The sequence below is a fragment of the Streptomyces sp. NPDC050617 genome (assembly GCF_040654795.1).
Taxonomy (GTDB): domain Bacteria; phylum Actinomycetota; class Actinomycetes; order Streptomycetales; family Streptomycetaceae; genus Streptomyces.
In genome coordinates, this window is sequence record NZ_JBFAIS010000014.1 from 196,991 (window position 1) to 215,505 (window position 18,515).

The window sequence follows — 18,515 nt, forward strand, 5'->3', positions numbered from 1 at the left end:
GGGGCCGGGGGCCGGGGCCGGGGCCTCAGTGGGCGGGGGGCGCGGAGGCGTCCGCCGCCGACGCCTCCCCCGACGCCTCCGCCGCGGCGTCCTGCCCGGCCCCGGCCCCGGCCCGCGGGGCGGACTCCTCCCCTCCCCTGTACCGACCGGGCAGGAACAGCCCGACGACGACAGCGGCGGCGCAGACGGCCACACCCGCCCAGAACGCCTCGCCGAAGGCGTGGGCGAGGGGCGCGGCCAGGCTCGGATCGTCGGCGGCGCTGGGCGTGCCGGTGGCGCCGGGGATCGCGGCGGCGATGCGGTTCTGGAAGAGGAGCGCGAGACCGCCGGTGCCGATCGCGCCGCCGAGTTGCAGCAGCACGTACAGCGCGCTGGTGGCCCGCGCCGCGACCGCCTCGCCGATGGCCTGGTAGGCGGCGCCGAGGGCCGGGCCGAAGGTGGCTCCGGTGCCGACGCCGCGTACGAACAGCCAGAAGGCGAGCCAGCCTTGGCCCGTACCGGCGTCGATCTGGGTGTAGGCGAACGTGCCGACGCAGGCCAGTGCCATACCGAAGGGGACGACGCCGCGCGCGCCGAAGCGGTCGGTGAGGCGGCTGACGAACGGCAGGACGAGGGCCGCGCCCAGCCCCTGTGGAGCCACCATGAGCCCGGCGTGTACGGGGCCCTCTCCGCGCACGATCTGGTCGTACAACGGGATCATGAACAGCCCGCTGTTGACGGTGAAGCCGAGCATGAACAGCATGACCGTGCACCGGGCGAACTTGCCGTTGGCGAAAAGCCGCAGGTCGATCAGGGGTACGCCCTTGGTGCGCAGGGCATGGACGGCGTACCCGAGCAGCAGCAGGACCCCGAGGACGACCGGCACCACCACGGTCGCCGAACCGGGCCGCGCGCCCGTACCGGCCTGGGACAGCCCGTAGACGAGGAGCCCGAGGCCCGGTGAGAGCAGGGCGAAGCCGAGGGAGTCGAAGCCTCTGTCGGCGGTCCGGGCGGCGGGCTGGTCCTTGGGCAGGGCGCGCCGGGCCAGCAGGAGAGCGGCGGCTCCGATCGGCAGGTTGAGGAAGAACAGCCAGCGCCACCCCGCCAGCTCCATGACGGAACCGCCGATCACCGGCCCGAACACCGGGGCCAGCATCATCGGGATCTGCACCAGGCTCATCACCCGGCCCACGCGGCGCGGCCCGGCGGTCCGGGCGATCATCGTCTGCGCGACGGGCTCGATCAGCCCGCCCGCGAAGCCCTGCACGATACGGAAGACGATCAGGCTCGGCGCGGACCACGCGAGCCCGGACAGCGCGGACGCCACGAGGAACAGCGCGAGCGTCCCCATCCACATCCGCCGCCCGCCGAACCGGTCCACGGCCCACCCGGACAGCGGAATGGCCACGGCCATCGCCAGCATGTACCCGGCGCCGATCCACTGAATGGTCGACAGCGGCGAGTGGAGGTGCTCCCCGATCCTGTCCATGCCGACGCTGACGATCGTCGTGTCCAGCAGCGCGAGGAACGCACCGAGGATCAGCAGCCCGCACGCCAGCCCGGTCCGCCGGTCCAACCGGTCGGGATCCGCCCCCGCCACGCCGCCGGGATCGCCGCTCGCTGCCATCATGGAGACGCCCTCCGCTCATCGGCCGGTCACGAGAAGTGCCCGCTCAACAGTAGTGGCCACTACACGAATTGATCGCCGATCAGCCGACTCCGACGGCCGCTTTCGGCACGCGTCCGACCGCGCCCGCGAGGCTGCGGCGGTACGGTGCAGGGCGGGATGGCGGCGCTAGCCTGACGGTATGGGATCTGCTGGAGAACGCCTCAAGACCACCCGCAAATTGCGGGATCTGACGCAGAGCGATCTGGCCCGCGCGTCGGGAGTCTCGAAATCCGTGATCACAAAACTCGAACAAGGAGAACGGGACGGCGCCCGCCTGGAAACGTGGCGAAAACTGGCCCACGCGCTGCGCGTCCCGACGATGTACCTCGCGGGTGACCAGGACGGCGACGGGGCCGACGCGCGGACAGAGGACCGCTGGGCAGCCGTACGCGCCGCCGTCGCGGCCCCGCCGGTCGCCGCCGAGGGGGAGGATCTGCCCACCGTCGGCGGGGTGACGGACGCGTTGAAGGCGGCCCAGCCGCTGTTCAAGAGCGACGCGTTCGCCGCGTTGGCGGTGGTCGCCCCGGCCCTGGTGCGCGACGCCGACGCGCTCGGCCCGGAGGGGCGGGCCGTGCGCGTACGGACACTGCAACTCGTCGGGTGGCTGCTGACGCAGACGCGTCAGTTCGCGGCGGCGGAGGTGGCCCTGACCCGCGCCCTGGACGATGCCGGGGACCGCCTCCAGGCGGCGGCCACCGTCAACACGCTGTGCTGGCTGCGGCTGCGGCAGGGAAGGCTGGGCGAGGCCCGCGAGCTGGCGACGCACTGGGCCGACGAGACCGAACCCCGGATCTCCCGCGCGACGCCCACCGAACTCAGCACGTGGGGCTGGATGCTGCTGCGCGTGTCGGCGGCAGCGGTACGCGACAACGCGCCGGGCGAGGCCGAGGACGCCCTGCGGTTCGCACGGTCGGCAGCGGTAGCCGTCGGCCGGGAGTACGCCCCGGAGAACGACCGCCTCCGCACCTTCGGCCCCGTGACCGTCGCGTTGAAACGGGCCGAGAACGCCGCCGTGGTCGACCGCCCGGACGTCGTGCTACGCCTCGCCGAGCGCGTGCCGACCGGGGGCCTCCGGCCGACCAGCAACAACCGCAACCGCCACTACCTCGACGTAGCCGACGCCTACGCCAAAACTCGCAACTACAGCGCGGCAGTTGAGCGCCTGATGATCATCCGCGACGGCTCACCCGAGTGGCTGCCACAACAACGGTTCGCCCGCGACATCATGAAGCGACTGGTCCAGGGCCGCCGCACGCTCACCCCCGAGATGCGGGAGCTGGCCGGGGTGGTCGGCCTGGCCATGTGATTACGCGGGGTACTTGCCGCTCACGCATGGTGAAAATGCCACAGACATCAGGGCCTCTCCCTGCCAGCGTGACAGACCACGCTCGTTGGAGAGGCCCTCGCGATGCCCAGAGACGCCGTTGCGTCGACATCCCCGTCCCCCGACAACGCCAACCCGCATTGGCCGCTGTCGTCGGAATGCGACGGGGCACGCGCGATACGGGCACGCGTACTGAGCCGCTCGCCGCGAATGCGATGGCGGCGCTCATGAGGGGCGAGGCGCGAGAGACGCGCGGGGCGCTGTCTCGTCGGATGGTCGAGCGTGAGGTCAACGGCACGCTTTCGGGGGTCTTCGGCGACTCGTACGGGCTGCGCGGAACGCCGGCCATTCCTTTCGGTTCGCCCGCGTTTCCGCCGTGCCGGTGCGCGGAGTGCCGCGCGGGGCGGGGGAAGCCGGACACCGCCGTTCGCCTGAGCCCCGGCGGGGCCGAAAGGCAGGGGGTCCTGATGAGCCGTCGCGTTTTCCGGTACGTGCCCCACACCGTCCAGTTGGACCCGTTCGCGCACCCGGAGTTCTCGGTCACCTGCGTGTCCGGGGACGACATCGAATGCGGCGAGGAATCCGCCATGGATATCGCCCCGGAAGCGGCGGCCGAGTGGATGCGCAAGCACGCCCAGGCGACCGGGCACAAGCGGTATCGCCGGAATTTCGGCGACTACGTGACGCTGGAGCCGCCGGAGGAATTCGACGGGCGGCTGGTCGAAGGCGACGTGGTGACTCGGTCGGCGTCGCACGGCCCGGCGGACCCAGCCGACCCGACGGACCCGTAGGCCCCGGCACGTACATGCCCCGCACAACTCCCCCCGTACAGGCCGAGGCAGAGCCTTGGCAGCCAGAAAGGCCCAGGCATGACGGCGAAGAACTCCCCCACCTGCGCGTACTGCCAGTCCTTGACCGAGAAGCTCGCCGAGGCGGAGCGGAATCGCGACCCGAGCGCGGCCCTGGACTGCCGCGTACTCCTGGCGCGCCACCGGGCCCAGGGGCACCCCGTACCGCTACAGGCGCAACCGTGATGACCATGCGCCGCACCGAGACGGCATGGGGATACGCGGCATCATCGTGTGCCCACGCGAAGGGCTGGCACGAACACAACGGCATGAACCGCTGCTCGGCCTGCGGCACGGAGCGGGCCGAATCATACGAACCGCTGCGGCTCCCGCCGTACGCCCCGGACGGAACACGCCCCGACGGAACGGACCAAGCCCGCGGGCATCGCATGACCTTCGGCGACGTTCCACGGCAGCCCTCCCCGAACGCGCCGTGACCAGCGGCACCGGCGGGGCCCGCCCCTTCAGGCCGGTCCGGCAGCAACCCCGGCCGCCAGCCGCTCCCCCGCCGTGGCCCACGGCCTGGCCTCGATCACCGGCAGGCCGAGCGCCTTCGCCTGCTCCGCCAGTACGTCGCCGTACCGGGCGCTGACCCGCGCCCGGTGCGACTGCGGGCCCTCCTCGGGCTCGCGGTCGCGGTAGTTGCGTACGAGCTGGTCGACGTCGCCCTCGCGAACGAACGCCGCGCGCACCTCCCCCGCATCCGCCTCGACGCCCGCGAACGAGCGCTGCGCGGCGAGCGCGGGCAGCAGGTAGTCGCCCTCGATGACGACGGGGACGCGGGTGCGCAGGTGGTTGGCGATGACCGCCTCGACGGCGGGCCGTACGGCTTCGCAGATCGCGAGCTGGAGCTCGACGACCCGCTCGACGGGCAGGTCGGCGTCCTCGGGGCGGGTGGTCCAGTGGTGGAGGGCGGGCTGCTGTTCGGGGGTGGTCATGGCCTGTACGGCCTCGACGATGTCGTCCACCTCCACCACCGGCACCCCGTGCCGCTGGGCGAACGGATACCCGAGCCGCGTCTTCCCGCTCCCCGACGCCCCGCCCAGCAGCATCACCTGCCAGCCCAGCCCGTTCCCGCTCATCCCGTCCACCCCTGACCTCGCCTGTCCTCGCTTCTCATCTGCGGACCCACGGTACAGAGCCCCCGAAGTGCCCCGCTGAGCCCGCATCGGCCGGCTGCGGCCTGTCCGAAGTTGTCCGAAAGCGTGTCCGAAGTCGTGTCCGAGGGGAGTCCCGGACACGTCCGGTTGTCCCGGACGCGTCCCGGACAGCCGGACAGTGGAGCCGCCGCGTCGGGCGTCGCTAGGCTCCTGCATTGTCGCGAATCGACACGGTCGGAATACGAGGGCCTTTGCTCCTCGTATGCCCGAACGTGCTTCCTCGACGGCGCTTCCGTCATTTCGCGACGCCCTCGGCTCAACTGACCGAAGGAGGACCATGTCCAAGGTATTGGAATCCATGAGCAACAGGCTGCTGGGCCTGTTCGTCCCCAAGGTGGAAGCATCCGCCTCGGCATTCGCGTGTCAGTGCTTCAAAGAGTGCTGGCAGTGCGCACGGAGCGCCTGCTGCGTCAACACCTACTGCGGTTCCATCAACTGCTGGCGCAGCTGCCCGAAGTGTTGATTCCGGTGAGGTGACCTGAAGTACGGCCGGGTACACCGGTGGGCCGCGACCGGCGGCGCAATTCCGGTCTACGCCCATCGGTGTCCCCGGCCCTCTTCACCGTCCCGGCGTGCCAACTGCCCCGGACCGCCATAACGCGCGTCCAATCAAGAGGTCCGCTCACAGAACCTGCTCACATGCTCCGCTCACAGGAGGTGAATTACGGTGCAGTACGCGGAATTCGGCATTCGCATTCTCATCGGTACGGTCTTTCTGGCCGCCGCCGTCGGCAAAACAGCCGGCCGGGGATCATTCGCCGCGTTCGCCGCGTCCCTCGGCCGATTGAACGTCGTGCCCCGGACGGCGACCCGCACCGTCGCCGTCGCCGTGGCGGCGGCCGAGTGGTCCGTCTGCCTGCTGATCCTGACGCCCGCGGCCCCGGCCTTCGTCGTGGGGCTGGGCCTGGCACTCGCCGCGGCACTGCTCACCGTCTTCGCGGCCGCCATCGCCCGCGTCGTCGCCCGTGGTACGAGCGAGGTCTGCCGATGCTTCGGCAGCGGCTCCACGACCCCGCTCGGCGTCCCGCACCTCGTGCGCAATCTCCTGCTCGCCGGGTTCGCCGTGGTCACGATGAGCACGACGCTGCTGGACGGGACGGCTCCGGCCCGGCCCGCGGGGCTGGCCGTGGCGGCGGCAGCCGGACTGCTCGCCGGCGGCTGCGTGGCCGCGCTCGACTCGATCGTCGCGCTGTTCCGACCCATGAGGCCAGTGAGCCCAGCGAGGCCGATGAGCTCGGTACGGCCGGTGAGCCCGGTGAGTCCCAATAGCCCGAACCGTCGCCCGGCGGCCAGGAGTTCCGCCCGTATCAAGCCCGGCGCGTAACGCACCCAGCACCGCACCCGTACCCGAAGGGAGACACCCGTGCCCGTCCTCATCGCCACCGTCGTCCTCGTCGGTCTGTTGTGCACCCTCGACCTGATCCTCACCGTCGGCGTCGTCAAACGCCTCCGCGAGCACACCGAGTTGCTCTCGGAGCGCAGCCGCGGCGGGATCGCCCTCGGTCCCGGCGACGAGGTCGGGGAGTTCTCCGTCTCCTCGGTGGACGGCGAACCGGTGCGGGACTCGATGATCGAAAGTGAGACGGTCGTCGCGTTCTTCTCCCCGTCCTGCGGCCCGTGCAAGGAGAAGCTGCCGAAGTTCATCGAGTACGCGCGCGGCGTGCCGCGCGGGCGTGAGCAGGTGATCGCCGTGGTGACGGTCGACGGCCCGGCGGACGCGGAGGCCGCCGCGCCCAGCCTGTCGGCGCTGGCTCCGGTGGCGCGCGTGGTGACCGGGCGGGATGCCGACGCCGTCGCGGACGCCTGCAAGGTACGGGGCTTCCCCGTGGTGCTGAAGGTCAATCGGAGCACGGACGGCCGCCTTCTCGTCATGACCGATGAGGTCGACGTGGAGCGCCCGGCCCTCACCTCGTACTGACCGAGTCGGCGTCCCTGCCTCGGACCCCGGGAAGGACGAGCATGCCCCCTCCGACGCATCAAGGGCCGGGCGAAGACCCGCAGCAACCCGCCCCCGCCGACCCCCCGCAGGCCGACCCACCGCAGCCCGATCCGCCGCGGGCCGACCCACCGCAGCCCGGCCCACCACAGGAGGCCCCACCACACGAGGCCCCGCCTCACCCGCCCCCGGGAAGCCACGGCCACACCCGTGCCCAGACCCATGCCCGTACCCCGGTCCTCGGCTCCCTGCGGCTGGTGGTGCGGGCGGCGGGCGGCACCTTCCTTCTCTACGCGGCGCCCGTGCTGGCCACCGGGTTCTTCCCGGTCGTCGCCGCCTGGTCCGTCAAGCTCATCGTCGACCGGCTCGCCGCCGGCGCCACCGCGCGTGAACTCCTGCTTCCCGCCCTGGTGATCGTGGCCACCGGCATGGCGACCGGGGCCATACCGCACCTCGCGCACTACCTGCGGACCGAAATGGACCGCAGGGTCGGCCTGTTCGCGCAGAACCGGCTGTTCATCGCCGTGGGTCGGTTCGCCGGACTGGAGCGGTTCGAGAACCCCGAGTTCCTGGACCGGCTGCGGCTCGCCCAGCAGACCGTCGTCGCCTCGCCGGCCGCCACCCAGGCCGTCGACGGGGTGCTCGGGGCCGCGCGCTCGCTGTTCACCGTCGTCGGGTTCCTCGGTTCGCTGCTGGTCATCAGCCCGCCGACGATGGCCCTGGTGCTGCTCGCCGCCGTACCCACCCTGGTGGCCGAGGTGATGCTGTCCCGTCGGCGCGCCGCCACCGCCTGGCGCATAGGGCCGGACGAGCGGCGCCAGTTCTTCTACATGGGGCTGTTGGCCAACGTCGAGGCGGCGAAGGAGATACGACTCTTCGGCACCAGCGGGTATCTGCGCGGCCGCATGATCAGCAGCAGGCGCGGCGCGGACGCGGCCCGGCGGGCCGTCGACCGCCAGGAGGCCCGCCTGCGCACCGGCCTCGGCCTGCTCGCCGCCGTGGTGGCGGGCGCCGGCCTGCTCTGGACGGTGCGCGCCGCGGGCGGCGGCGGCCTCAGCCCCGGCGACGTCGCCGTCTTCCTGGCCGCCGTGGCCGGGGTCCAAGGGGCGCTGACCACGTTCGCGAGCGACCTCGCCGGGGCGCACCACGCCCACCTGCTCTTCGGCCACTACCAGTCCGTCGTGCGCGCCGGGCCCGAGCTCCCCATGGCCGCCGAGCCTCGCGAACTGCCCCCGCTGCGGGACTGCGTCGAACTGCGCGACGTCTGGTTCCGCTACTCGCCCCGCCATCCCTGGGCGCTGCGCGGCGTCACCCTCCGGCTGCCCGCCGGGGCCGCCATCGCCCTGGTGGGGCTCAACGGCTCCGGCAAGTCCACGCTGGTCAAACTGTTGTGCCGGTTCTACGACCCGACGCACGGCAGCATCCTGTGGGACGGCGTCGACCTGCGCGACGCCGACATCACCGAGTTGCGCCGCCGCATCAGCGCCGTGTTCCAGGACTACATGGAGTACGACATGACGGCTGCCGAGAGCATCGCGCAGGGGGACCTGAGCGCGCTCGACGAGCCGGGGCGGATACGGGCCGCGGCCACGAGCTCCGGCGTCCACGATGTGCTGGACGCGCTGCCCCAGGGGTACGACACCCTCCTGTCCCGCATCTTCTTCGCCGAGGAGGACACGGCGGACCCGGCGGCCGGCGTGATGCTGTCCGGCGGACAGAGCCAACGCCTGGCCCTGGCGCGGGGGTTCGTACGCGACCGGCGGGACCTCATGATCCTCGACGAGCCGTCGGCGGGGCTCGACGCGGCGGCCGAGCACGACATCCACGCCTCGCTGCGCGCTCACCGGCAGGGTCGGACGAGCCTCCTGATCTCGCACCGGCTGGGCGCCTTGCGCGACGCGGACGTGATCGTCGTCCTGGAGAAGGGGCGGATCGCCGAGCAGGGCACCCATGACGCGCTCATCGCCCGCCGAGGACGGTACGCGCATCTGTACACGCTCCAGGCCGCCGCCTACCGGGCCGCCGCGAAGCCGTCCACCGCTCGCACCCACCCCCTCGCCGACGTCAGTACAGGAGAAGGCATATGAGCCCGGTCGGCGGTCCCCGCCCCTCGCCCGTTTCCGAGCAGCGCGCGCGGGCGGAGACCGCCGTCGCCCGCGCGCGGGGCCGCGCCCGGCGGGCGCGGGCCCACCGGATCGCCCTGTACGCGGCGGTGGTCTGCTGCTGGGCCGGGGCGGCGGCCCTGGCGGTCGCCACCGGCCGCCCGGCGTGGGGGGCGGTCGGCAGCGTGCCCGCGGTGGCTGTCACGGCCGTACTCGCAGCCGTACGCGCCGCGGAGACGCGGCTGGTCACCGTGGACGTGACCGGGGACAGCATGGAACCGGCGTTCCACGAAGGGGACCGCGTGCTGGCGCGTCGCCGGGCGGTTCCCGCGCGCGGAGCGGTGGTGGTCGTGGAACGGCCGCCGTATCAGGCGCCCTGGCCGGACGCCCCCGTGGCTCGTACCGCCCCCGCCCACGTCATCTGCACCCGGCACTGGTTCATCAAACGGGTGGCCGCGGTCCCGGGCGACCCCGTTCCCCGCGCGGAGGTGCCCGCCCTGGCCGGCGTTCCGGAGGCGGAGGTGCCCGAGGGGATGCTCGTACTGCTCGGCGACAACCGGGACAGGAGCTACGACTCCCGCTCCGTCGGCTACTTCCCCGCGGCCCGCGTGCTGGGCACGGTCGAAGAGCCGGTCCCGTCCGTGCGCCCGCCCCGCTCCGCGGAACGGATGAGGAAGACCTGACGGCCCTTGCCGGTGCAGGGCTGCATGACGGCTTCGGCCCCCGCTGCCGTGCTGGAGTCCACGATGCCCACACATCCCTGGCCGGCGACGCGCAACACGAACCTGCCGCTTCCCAGTCCCCCCGACGGTTCGACGCTGAACAGGCTGCCGCTCGCGCAGTCGTCCATGGGTTCCAGCAGGCCCGCCCCGCTGCCGCTGGTCAACGCCTTCAGGCAGCCTTTGCCGTAGTCGGGATGGTTCCACTGGAGGCGGTACAGGCCGTCGCCGACCGGTACCAGCGAGGTGGTCTGCGGGGCGACCGCCCCGCAGGGCCGCTGCACCGCGACCAAGGGCGTGTACCGCCAGTCCCGGACTCGGCCGTCGGTGAGGCACAGACCGGGGTCGTCCGCGATCTGGAGCGCCACCCGCCCGTCCGGCGGGGCCGCGCCCGTGGCGGGCCGGCCGCCCCCGCGCGGGGAGTCGTCCGCCTGTCGCTCGGGGGTGGTCACCAGCGCGGCGACGACGGCGAGCACGCCGACCGCCGCGGCGACGACCACCGTGGTCAGCCACCCCCGCCGACGCCGCGGCCACGTCCGCGGCCTGCCCGCCCCCGTCTCCGCGGAGGGCGCCGCCGATACGTCCGGCAGGGCCGGGACGGCCGCCGGAGCCGGTGCCGGAGCCGGAGCCGGAGCCGGAGCCGGAGCCGGTGGCTGAGCCTGGTGGACCCCGGCCGCCCGGTCCCTGGCCTCGGCCCATTCCGCGACCCGGTCCCCGTCCCCGCACGCCCGCACGAAAGCGGCCAGCAGCTCGGGCCGCGGCGGCAGGTCCCGGTTCAGCATCTGGGAGACGGAGCTGCGCGGCAGGGTGTCCCCGACTGCCGCCGCCCGCGCTTCGAGCTGCCGGTACGACAACCCGGACCTCTCCTTGAGCTGGCGCAACAGCTCCAAGAAGGCCGCCAGGTCTTGGGACTCTCCGGGCTGACGACTTCCCTGATTCCCCATGCGCACGATCGTGGCGTGCGTTCCCGCGCACCGACAACCTCCTTGCTTCCCCCATCGCCGTCGGGTGCGGGGCGGGCGTCGGCGCGTGTCACAGGCGTCGCCCTGGCCGCCCCTTGACGGCGGGGGCGCACCGGAGCGAGTATCGCCCTAATCATCATGATGATTGACGATCCGGTCGGCGGTCAGCCCGTCGCGCCCAGCCCCAAGGAGCCGTCCCGTGCGTATCGCCAACCTCTCCGGCCGTCTCGTCCTGCTGCACGAGGGGAAGGCCGTCGACGTGGAGCGGGCCGGCGGCGGCCTGTTCGCCGCCGACCCCCAGGCCGTGTACGGGCGCTGGGCGGAGTTCCGCGACTGGGCCGCGACCGCCGACCTCACCGGCGGCGTCCCCTTCTCGCCGCAGGACCTCGGCTCCCCCGTGCCGGCCCCCCGTCAGGTACTGGCCGTCGGCCTCAACTACCGTGACCACGCGGCCGAGTCGGGGTTCGAGGCGCCCGACGGGCTGCCGCCGGTCTTCACCAAGTTCGCCACCAGCATCTCGGGGCCCGTCACCGAGGTGGCACTGCCGCCGGGCGGCCACACGGACTGGGAGGTCGAACTGGTCGCCGTCATCGGCCGCGAGGCCCGTCACGTCGCCGAGGCCGACGCCTGGGACTACGTCGCGGGACTGACGGCCGGTCAGGACATTTCCGAGCGCGTCAGCCAACTCGCCGGTCCCGCACCGCAGTTCAGCCTCGGGAAATCCTTCCCCGGCTTCGCCCCGCTCGGCCCCTCACTGGTGACCGTCGACGAGTTCGACAACCCCGACGACCTCGAACTGCGCTGCGCCATCAACGGCGAAGAGGTCCAGAAGGGCCACACCCGCGACCTCATCTACTCCGTCCCCGCCCTCGTCTCCCGGCTCTCCGCCGTGCTCCCGCTGCTGCCCGGCGACGCCATCTTCACCGGCACCCCCGCCGGGGTCGGCCTCGGCCGCACCCCGCAGCGGTGGCTGGCGCCCGGCGACGAGCTCGTCACCACCATCGAGGGCATCGGCGAACTGCGCCAGCGCTTCACGGGCTGAGACCCGGACGCGCGAGGGCGCGGGCCGCCACGCACACCCGGCGACCCGCGCCCGTACGCCCGTACAAACCCTCCGCCTCACGCCCTCCCGCGCACCACGAACCACTCCGCCGGCAGGTCGATCCGGGTGCCGTCCGAACGGAACTCCGTCTGCGGCAGCGTCGTCGCGCCCTGGGCGAGGATCTCCAGCCCCGCCCCCTCCAGCAGGTCCGACACCTCGCGGTCCTCGGCCTCGGCCGGGCGCAGGCCGTGCGAGAGGACCGCTTCCAGCTTCGGCGGCGGGCCGCCGGGGGCCTGGGCCACCTCGCTGATCACCGTCCGGGACGCCTTGGTCAGCTCGGCGACGAAGGCGCGCCCGCCCCGGCCGATCAGGGCGGCGACGGCCGCGGCGACCGGCGCGCGGTCCTGGGGGTCGCTCTGGTGGATCACCGCGCGCATATAGACGTCCGCGTCGCCCAGCCGCTCGTGCAGCGCCCGCACCGCCGCCGCGTCCACCAGGTTGAGCTGCTCGAACTCGGCCGTCCCGGCCGGGTCCGCGCGGCGGGCGTGCTCGACGGCCGCGTGCGAGAGGTCCACGCCGACGGCGCGGGGGTAGCGGGTCGCCAGATAGCGGGTCTGGGTGCCGCTGCCGCAGCCGAGGTCGACGACCGGCAGCGTACGGTCCGTGTAGGGCTCCAGCAGCGCCAGGTGCGGCTCCGCGCTGAGCGCCGGCTCCGCGTCCCACATCGCCGCGCCGGGGGCGTCGGAGACGTCGCTCCAGTAGCTCTCCCAGGCGTCTTTGTACCGGTCCGACACGCTCATGGCCGCACTCCCCAGGTCCGATCGGTCTGCTGGGCCGCCGGGCCCGGCGGGCGCGACGAACCGTCAAGATCCTGAGTACCGCCGCGGCACGGAGCCGGGCAAGGACTTGCGGACTTCTTTCACCGGGCGTTCCGAGATTCTCCAGCCGATCCGCCGGACATTCGGGGGTCCGATGGCGCTCAAACTCTCCGCCGCCCGGGCCTCGACCGCCCGCTCAGCCCCGGCCCAGCGCCTGCTCGAACCACACCGTCTTGCCCCGCGCCAGCCGGCTCGCGCCCCACTCCCGCGCCAGCCCGCTCACCACGTGCAGCCCGCGCCCGAACTCGTCGTCGCGGCCCGCCGTCAGCAGCGCCGGGAGACTCTGGTCGTCGTCGGTGACCTCGCAGAGCAGCGCGTCGCTGCGGACCAGCCGGAGGCCGATCCGCGGGGCGTGCGCGTACCGCAGGGCGTTGGTGACGAGCTCGCTGACGAGCAGTTCGGCGGTCTCGACGGCCTCGTCGAGCCCCCACGCGCGCAGTTGCCCGCCGACCAGCCGCCGGGCGCGGCCCACCTCTTGCGGCTCCGTCGCCAGCTCCCACTCGGCGACGTCGTCGGCCGGGATGCCGTTGAGCCGGGCCATCAGCAGCGCCACGTCGTCCTTGCGCCCGCCGCGCGTGTTCAGGGCGCGGATGATGGTGTCGCAGGCGTCGTCCATGGAGGCCGCCGGGTGGGCGGCCGACTCGCACAGGGCGGCGAGGCCGTCCCCGATGTCCGCGCCGCGCACCTCGACCAGCCCGTCCGTGCACAGGACGAGCCGGTCGCCGGGCTCGACGCGGACCTTCGCCGTCTCGAAGGGCACCCCGCCGACGCCGATGGGCGCGCCGGTCGGCAGTTCCAGGAGCTCGCTGCGGCCGTCGGCGGCCCGTACGAGCACGGGCGGGATGTGGCCCGCGTTGGAGATGAGGAGTTCGGAGCGGATGGGGTCGTAGACCGCGTACAGGCAGGTGGCGAGGTAGTGCTCGCCGAGCCGCTGCGCGAGGTCGTCGAGGTTGCGCATCAGCTGGGCGGGCGGCAGGTCGAGCGCCGCCATGGTCTGCACGGCGGTGCGCAACTGCCCCATCATCGCCGCCGAGTTGAGGCCGTGCCCCATGACGTCGCCGACGACGAAGGCGGTGCGCGAGCCGGACAGTTTGATGCTGTCGAACCAGTCGCCGCCCACCCGGCCGAGCAGCGTGCCCGGCAGATAGCGGGTGGCGGCGTCGCAGCCCGCCATGCGCGGGGCGATCTGCGGCAGCATGGAGTCCTGGAGCGTCTCCGCGACGTTCTCCTGGTAGGTGTACATGCGGGCGTTGTCGAGCACGAGCCCGGCGCGGGCGGCGAGTTCGGCGCCGGTCGTGCGGTCCATGTCGTTGAAGATCTCGCGCCCGTCGCGGCGCATCAGCACCATGAAGCCGAGCACCACATTGCGCGCCTTGAGCGGTACGACCAGCATCGACCGGCCGGTGATCAGCGGCCGCAGGTCCCGCTTCTCGAACCGTTCGGAGATCCGGCTGCCCATCTCCTCGCTGATGCGCGGGATCAGCACCGGCTCGCCGGTGACCATGCACCGGAAGAACGGGGTGTCGGCGGGGAAGGCGATGGCCTCGCCGACCGGCACGGTGTCGTCCCAGCGGCCCGGCTCGTCGTTGTGCTCGACCCAGACCCGGTGCCAGACGGTCGTGACGTCGGGCGGCCCGTCGGGGAACCCCTCGCCCGCGAGGACCGCCGCCCGCAGGTGGGTGCCGGCGAAGTCGGTGAAGCGGGGCACGGCGGCGCTGGTGACCTCGCGGATCGTACGGGCGAGGTCCAGCGAGCTGCCGATGCGCCCGCTGACGTCGTTGAGGAACTCCAAGTGCTCGCGCACGGCGGCGTATTCGAGATCCGGCTCATCAATGGCGATCGGGGAGACGGATGCTGACGGCCCGTGGGACGCACCATTCCGCTCGTCCCCTCTTGCGAGACGCCGGCGGCGACGCTCTACGTACTTGGGCATGCCCCAGTCCGGGGTGACGGGCACCCGCTCCTGCTGGCTGATCTCCAGTACCGGGTAGCCGAGTTCGAGGACCTGGGAGACGATGCGGCTGCTCGCGGCGGGCCCCATATTGGGCAGGATGTCCGGCAGCCGCTCGGCGAGCTGCCGCGCCTTCGCGAAGTCCGTGTGCAGGCCGAAGCCCGGCGCGACGCGCTCGTCCTCGGTGCTGTGCAGCTGCGCGGCGTTCGCGGCCAGTACGAGCAGCCGCTCGGTCCCCGGCCCGACCAGCGGGTAGGCCCACCACACGACGTCCGCGGGCCCGCGCCCGTCGTCGGTCATCCGGGCGCGGCCCGCGGTGGGGTAGGACGTCTCGCCGCCGAGCGAGGCGTCGAGGTCCTGGCCGAGGCTGTCGTACGTGTCGGGGTCCGGCCAGTCGGCGTCGGCGAACGCGCCCGCCACGGGCAGCAGATCGGCGGCCGCCCGGCCCACCGCCTCCTCGCGGGTGTAGCCGAAGAGCTTGCGCGCCCCTGAGCTCCAGTGCGTCACGAGGCGTGCGGAGTCCACGACGATCACCGCGAGCGGGATCCGTCCGGGCACGTCTGCCGCCGTCTCCAGGGCGGAGCCTGACGCGGTACGGTCCATGGGCGGTTGCTCCTTCGTACACGTACGCACGATCTGCGCCAGCACTACCACGGTAGGCCCCGCGAGGCCGCCGCGCGGGGCAATGGGCGAATAGGTGGTGCGCCCGGCGCTCCCGGGACGCTGCGTGCTCCGCCCCGGGGACGCCGGGCGTTCAGTCCCCGTACCCGAGCTGAAGATCGCGCTCGGTGCGGCCGCCGCTCGTGACCTGCAGAACCGTTGCGACGGGCGGGTATCCGGCCGCGATGACGGTGTACTCGCCGGCCGGCAGGCCGATGAACCGGAAGATTCCGTCGCCGCCCGTCATGGCGGCGCCGACGACGTTGCCCGCGGAGTCCAGCAGCGTGACCCTGGCCTCCTCCACGAGCCGCCCGCCGCCCGCCCGTACGGTCCCGCGCAGCACGGCGCCGCCCGCCAACTCGATGTCCTGGCGCGTCTCACGGGACGGCTGGACGGTCACCGGGAGGGCGGCGGGGCGGAATCCGGGCGCTCCGGCGGCCAATGTGTACTCCCCGGCGGGCAGTTCGGCCAGGGTGTAGCCGCCGTCGCGGCCGCTGCGGGTCGTGGCGACGGCCTCGCCGTACGCATCGGTCAGGGTCACCAGCGCCTCCGGGGCGGGCGAGCCGTCGGCGGTCAGCACCGTGCCCGCCAGCCGTCCGGCTCCGCCGAGCATGAGGTCCAGCGCGACGGGGCGTTCGGCGACGGCGACGGTCACCGCCCGCGGCTGGTGCCGCCCGGCGACGGCGACCAGGACGTACGAGCCGGGGCCGGGGGCCGCGAGCGCGTACCGCCCGTCCGCGTCGCTCGTGCCGCGCCCGATCTGCCGGCCCGTCGCGTCGATGAGGGTGAGCGCGGCGCGCGGCACGGCGCCGCCGTCGGAGCGGCGGATGGTGCCGGTGACGGCCACTCCGGTGAGCAGGGGGGCGGGCGCGGGCGGGGCGACGGCGGGCCGGGGCGGCGGGACGGCGCCGGGCGTGGTGGAGAGCGTCGGGGCCTCGGACGCCGGGGGCCGCTCCTTCAGCAGGAAGGCGAGCAGGCAGCCGAGGGCGAGGACCGGCACGAGGTGGAGGAAGGTCCGCGGCACGGCCTCGGTGTACGCCCGCAGGCAGCCGTCGCGCAGTTCGGCGGGGAGTGCGTGCAGCAGTCGCGGGGTGATGGAGTCGAGGGGCGGCAGGCCGGTGCGGTGCGGCGGGCCGGGGAGCCGGCTGGTGAACACCGAGGCGGCGAGGGCCGCGCCGAGGCAGCCGCCGAGCAGCCTCAGGTGGTGCACGGCGCCGGTGGCGGCGCCGAGGTCGGCGGGGCGCGCGGCGCTCTGCGCGGCGAGCGTCAGGACCGGCAGCAGCAGCCCGAGACCGAGGCCGAGCACGGCCGTCCAGAGGCCGAGGGCGGTGCGGGAGGTGGTCGCGTCGAGGCCGGAGAGCAGATAGGCGCCGGTCGCGAGGAGGGCGGCGCCGAGTGCGGCGAGGGGCCGGTGGCGGCCGGTGCGGTCGGCGACCCACCCCGCGGCGAGGGCGGCGAGGGCGGTGCCGCCCAGGAGCGGCAGCAGCAGTTCGGCGGCCCCGGCGGCGCCGAGACTGTGGCCGTCCTGGAGTCGGGTGTCCTGGAGATACGCGGGGAGCGCGGCAGCCGCCGCGAGCGCGGCGCCGAGGAGCGCGCTGAGGAGCCCGGCGGCGGCGAAGGCCGGGTCGCGCAGGAGGCGCGGGGGGAGCAGCGGTTCGGCGGCGTAGTGCTCGGTGACGGCGAACAGCAGCAGCGTGCCGAGGGCTCCCGCGCCGAGCCCGAGGGTGACGCGGGAGGTCCAGGCGTGCTCCGTGCCGCCCCGGAGGGCCAGGAGGATCAGGCAGCCGGAGGCGGCGGCGAGCAGCAGGGCGCCGAGGAGGTCGGGCCGGGGCCGCCGGTCGGGCCGGGGCAGCTTGAGGGCGAGGGCGACGACGGCGAGGGCGCAGAGGCCGGCGGGGGCGCCGAGGAGGAAGCACCAGCGCCAGGAGGCGTGTTCGACGAGGCGCTCGCCGAGCGCGGGGCCCGCGACGAGGGCCGCTCCCGTGACCGCGCCGAGCAGTGCGTACCAGCGGCCGCGGCGGCGCGGCGGCACGAGGTCGGCCAGGACCGCGGGGACGGCGGCGAGCAGTCCGCCGGCGCCGATGCCCTGGAGGGCGCGGAAGCCGGTCAGCTCCTGCGCGGTCCGGGACCAGCCGGCCAGCGCGCTCGCGGCAGTGAAGACGGCGAGCGCGAGGACGAGGACGCGTTTGCGGCCGAGGAGGTCGCCGAGCTTGCCGGCTACGGGCAGGGCGGCGGCGCAGGCCAGGAGGTGGGCCGTGACGGCCCAGGGGACGGCGGGGCCGCCGCGCAGGTCGCGGGCGACGTCGGGCAGCGCGGCGGCCGTGAGGCTCTGGTCGAGCGCGGCGAGGGCCGCGGTGAGCAGCAGCGCGGCGAGGAGGGCGGCGCGGGCGAGCCGCGCGCGGACCGGGCCGCCGCGGTCGTTCGCCGCGGGCGGGCGGTGCTCGGAGGGTGGGCTCGCGGGCCCGGTCTCGGGTGCGAGGAGGTGTTCGTCCTTCGCCGCCCAGATGGTCCCGCCCACGTGCTGCTCCCCTCATCGCGCCTGCGCCGCCGCCTCGTTGCCGAAGTTCTCGCATTTCACAACGGACTTGGGCAAGCGCGGGCAAGCACGACGAGTCGCCGGGGAGGGGCGCGCGGAGGGCCTTCGGGCCGGTAGGAGCGGCTGCGGCGCGTTGCCGCGCCGCTATGAAAACCACTCGAATCGGTGAGCCCGCGAGCGGGCCGTCACGGCCGCCTTCCGGCGGCCGCCGGCCAAGCGCCTCCGGGGGCCGCGGCTACTTCTCCACCTCGTCGGCGAGCCGCACGAGGATCGCGTCGTAGATCCGGCCGAGCCCCTTGGGCGCGAAGGTGCGCTCGAAGAAACCGCCGATGCCGCCCGCGCCGTTCCAGGTGGTGGTGGCGACCACACGGGCCTTGCCCTCCCCGGAGGGGGTCACGGTCCAGGTGGTGACCATGGAGGAGTTGCGGTCCTTCTCGACGAGCTGCCCGTCGGTCGGCTCGTCCACCTCCAGCAGGCAGTCGCGGACCCGCTTGCTGGTGGCCTGGAGCTTCCAGTGGACGAGCGTGCCCTTGCCGTCGCCGCCCTCGCGCACCTCGTACTCGCTGAAGTGCTCGGGCAGCAGCTTGGCACGGGTGCCGGTGTAGTCGGCGAGCGCGTCGAACACCTCCTCCGGGTCCGCCGCGATGATCCGCTCCGTGGTGGCCTCGACCTGGCCCATGACTCTTCCTCCGACGTCGTGTCCGTGCCGTACCCGGCCTGTGCGCCACAGCCAACCACCATCGCCACAC

At 73.7% G+C, this 18,515-nt stretch carries 16 protein-coding genes; 9 read left to right on the forward strand and 7 right to left on the reverse strand.

All coding sequences use genetic code 11. The features are described 5' to 3' along the window. Nucleotides 1-25 precede the first annotated feature (25 nt). Complete coding sequence (locus AB0I49_RS20315; RefSeq protein WP_363228386.1) at nucleotides 26-1,609, reverse strand: MDR family MFS transporter; 1,584 nt, start codon at nucleotides 1,607-1,609, stop codon at nucleotides 26-28. Nucleotides 1,610-1,787: 178 nt separating this feature from the next. Here AB0I49_RS20315 and AB0I49_RS20320 point away from each other — a divergent pair, with 178 nt between their 5' ends. The 4 genes from AB0I49_RS20320 (at nucleotide 1,788) to AB0I49_RS20335 (ending at nucleotide 4,257) form a co-directional block, all read left to right on the forward strand. Then, a complete protein-coding gene (locus AB0I49_RS20320) occupies nucleotides 1,788-2,954 on the forward strand; it encodes a helix-turn-helix transcriptional regulator (RefSeq protein ID WP_363228387.1) in 1,167 nt (388 codons plus the stop codon). Nucleotides 2,955-3,439: 485 nt separating this feature from the next. Then, on the forward strand, nucleotides 3,440-3,763 hold the full coding sequence (locus tag AB0I49_RS20325; RefSeq protein WP_363228388.1) for a hypothetical protein: 324 nt from the start codon (nucleotides 3,440-3,442) through the stop codon (nucleotides 3,761-3,763). Between the two features lie 78 nt (nucleotides 3,764-3,841). After that, nucleotides 3,842-4,006: a hypothetical protein gene (locus AB0I49_RS20330; protein WP_363228389.1), complete on the forward strand. Its 165-nt coding sequence runs from the start codon at nucleotides 3,842-3,844 to the stop codon at nucleotides 4,004-4,006. A 5-nt stretch (nucleotides 4,007-4,011) separates the two neighbouring features. Then, nucleotides 4,012-4,257, forward strand: a complete 246-nt coding sequence (locus AB0I49_RS20335) for a DUF6255 family natural product biosynthesis protein (RefSeq protein WP_363228390.1) — start codon at nucleotides 4,012-4,014, stop codon at nucleotides 4,255-4,257. Nucleotides 4,258-4,284: 27 nt separating this feature from the next. On the opposite strand, the gene AB0I49_RS20340 is transcribed toward AB0I49_RS20335, so the two are convergent. After that, entirely contained in the window at nucleotides 4,285-4,902 is a 618-nt protein-coding gene (locus tag AB0I49_RS20340; RefSeq protein WP_363228391.1) for a hypothetical protein, read from the reverse strand. 745 nt (nucleotides 4,903-5,647) lie between these two features. On the opposite strand from AB0I49_RS20340, the gene AB0I49_RS20345 reads away from it, so the two are divergent. From AB0I49_RS20345 to AB0I49_RS20360, 4 genes are read left to right on the forward strand one after another with little or no spacing between them, the layout of a single operon-like run. Then, nucleotides 5,648-6,304, forward strand: coding sequence for a MauE/DoxX family redox-associated membrane protein (locus tag AB0I49_RS20345; protein WP_363228392.1), 657 nt, complete (start codon nucleotides 5,648-5,650; stop codon nucleotides 6,302-6,304). 39 nt (nucleotides 6,305-6,343) lie between these two features. Further along, complete coding sequence (locus tag AB0I49_RS20350; RefSeq protein ID WP_363228393.1) at nucleotides 6,344-6,898, forward strand: hypothetical protein; 555 nt, start codon at nucleotides 6,344-6,346, stop codon at nucleotides 6,896-6,898. 41 nt (nucleotides 6,899-6,939) lie between these two features. Then, the gene (locus tag AB0I49_RS20355) at nucleotides 6,940-9,003 is read left to right on the forward strand and encodes an ABC transporter ATP-binding protein (protein ID WP_363228394.1); all 2,064 of its coding nucleotides are present in this window, start codon (nucleotides 6,940-6,942) and stop codon (nucleotides 9,001-9,003) included. Beyond that, a complete protein-coding gene (locus tag AB0I49_RS20360; RefSeq protein WP_363228395.1) occupies nucleotides 9,000-9,701 on the forward strand; it encodes a S26 family signal peptidase in 702 nt (233 codons plus the stop codon). The genes AB0I49_RS20355 and AB0I49_RS20360 overlap by 4 nt, the downstream gene beginning before the upstream one ends. Here the strand turns inward: AB0I49_RS20360 and AB0I49_RS20365 are convergent. Continuing rightward, nucleotides 9,608-10,681 (reverse strand): helix-turn-helix transcriptional regulator, encoded by a 1,074-nt coding sequence (locus AB0I49_RS20365; RefSeq protein WP_363228396.1) that lies wholly within the window; start codon nucleotides 10,679-10,681, stop codon nucleotides 9,608-9,610. The two genes, AB0I49_RS20360 and AB0I49_RS20365, sit on opposite strands and share 94 nt — an antisense overlap. A gap of 217 nt (nucleotides 10,682-10,898) precedes the next feature. Here AB0I49_RS20365 and AB0I49_RS20370 point away from each other — a divergent pair, with 217 nt between their 5' ends. Beyond that, nucleotides 10,899-11,741, forward strand: coding sequence for a fumarylacetoacetate hydrolase family protein (locus AB0I49_RS20370; protein ID WP_363228397.1), 843 nt, complete (start codon nucleotides 10,899-10,901; stop codon nucleotides 11,739-11,741). 77 nt (nucleotides 11,742-11,818) lie between these two features. Here AB0I49_RS20370 and AB0I49_RS20375 read toward each other — a convergent pair whose 3' ends face one another. From AB0I49_RS20375 to AB0I49_RS20390, 4 genes are all read right to left on the reverse strand, one after another. Further along, complete coding sequence (locus AB0I49_RS20375) at nucleotides 11,819-12,541, reverse strand: class I SAM-dependent methyltransferase (protein ID WP_363228398.1); 723 nt, start codon at nucleotides 12,539-12,541, stop codon at nucleotides 11,819-11,821. A gap of 214 nt (nucleotides 12,542-12,755) precedes the next feature. Further along, on the reverse strand, nucleotides 12,756-15,173 hold the full coding sequence (locus AB0I49_RS20380; RefSeq protein WP_363228399.1) for a SpoIIE family protein phosphatase: 2,418 nt from the start codon (nucleotides 15,171-15,173) through the stop codon (nucleotides 12,756-12,758). A 151-nt stretch (nucleotides 15,174-15,324) separates the two neighbouring features. Then, nucleotides 15,325-17,748: an MFS transporter gene (locus tag AB0I49_RS20385; RefSeq protein ID WP_363228400.1), complete on the reverse strand. Its 2,424-nt coding sequence runs from the start codon at nucleotides 17,746-17,748 to the stop codon at nucleotides 15,325-15,327. 253 nt (nucleotides 17,749-18,001) lie between these two features. Further along, nucleotides 18,002-18,445 (reverse strand): SRPBCC family protein, encoded by a 444-nt coding sequence (locus tag AB0I49_RS20390; protein ID WP_363228401.1) that lies wholly within the window; start codon nucleotides 18,443-18,445, stop codon nucleotides 18,002-18,004. Between the last annotated feature and the right edge of the window lie 70 nt (nucleotides 18,446-18,515).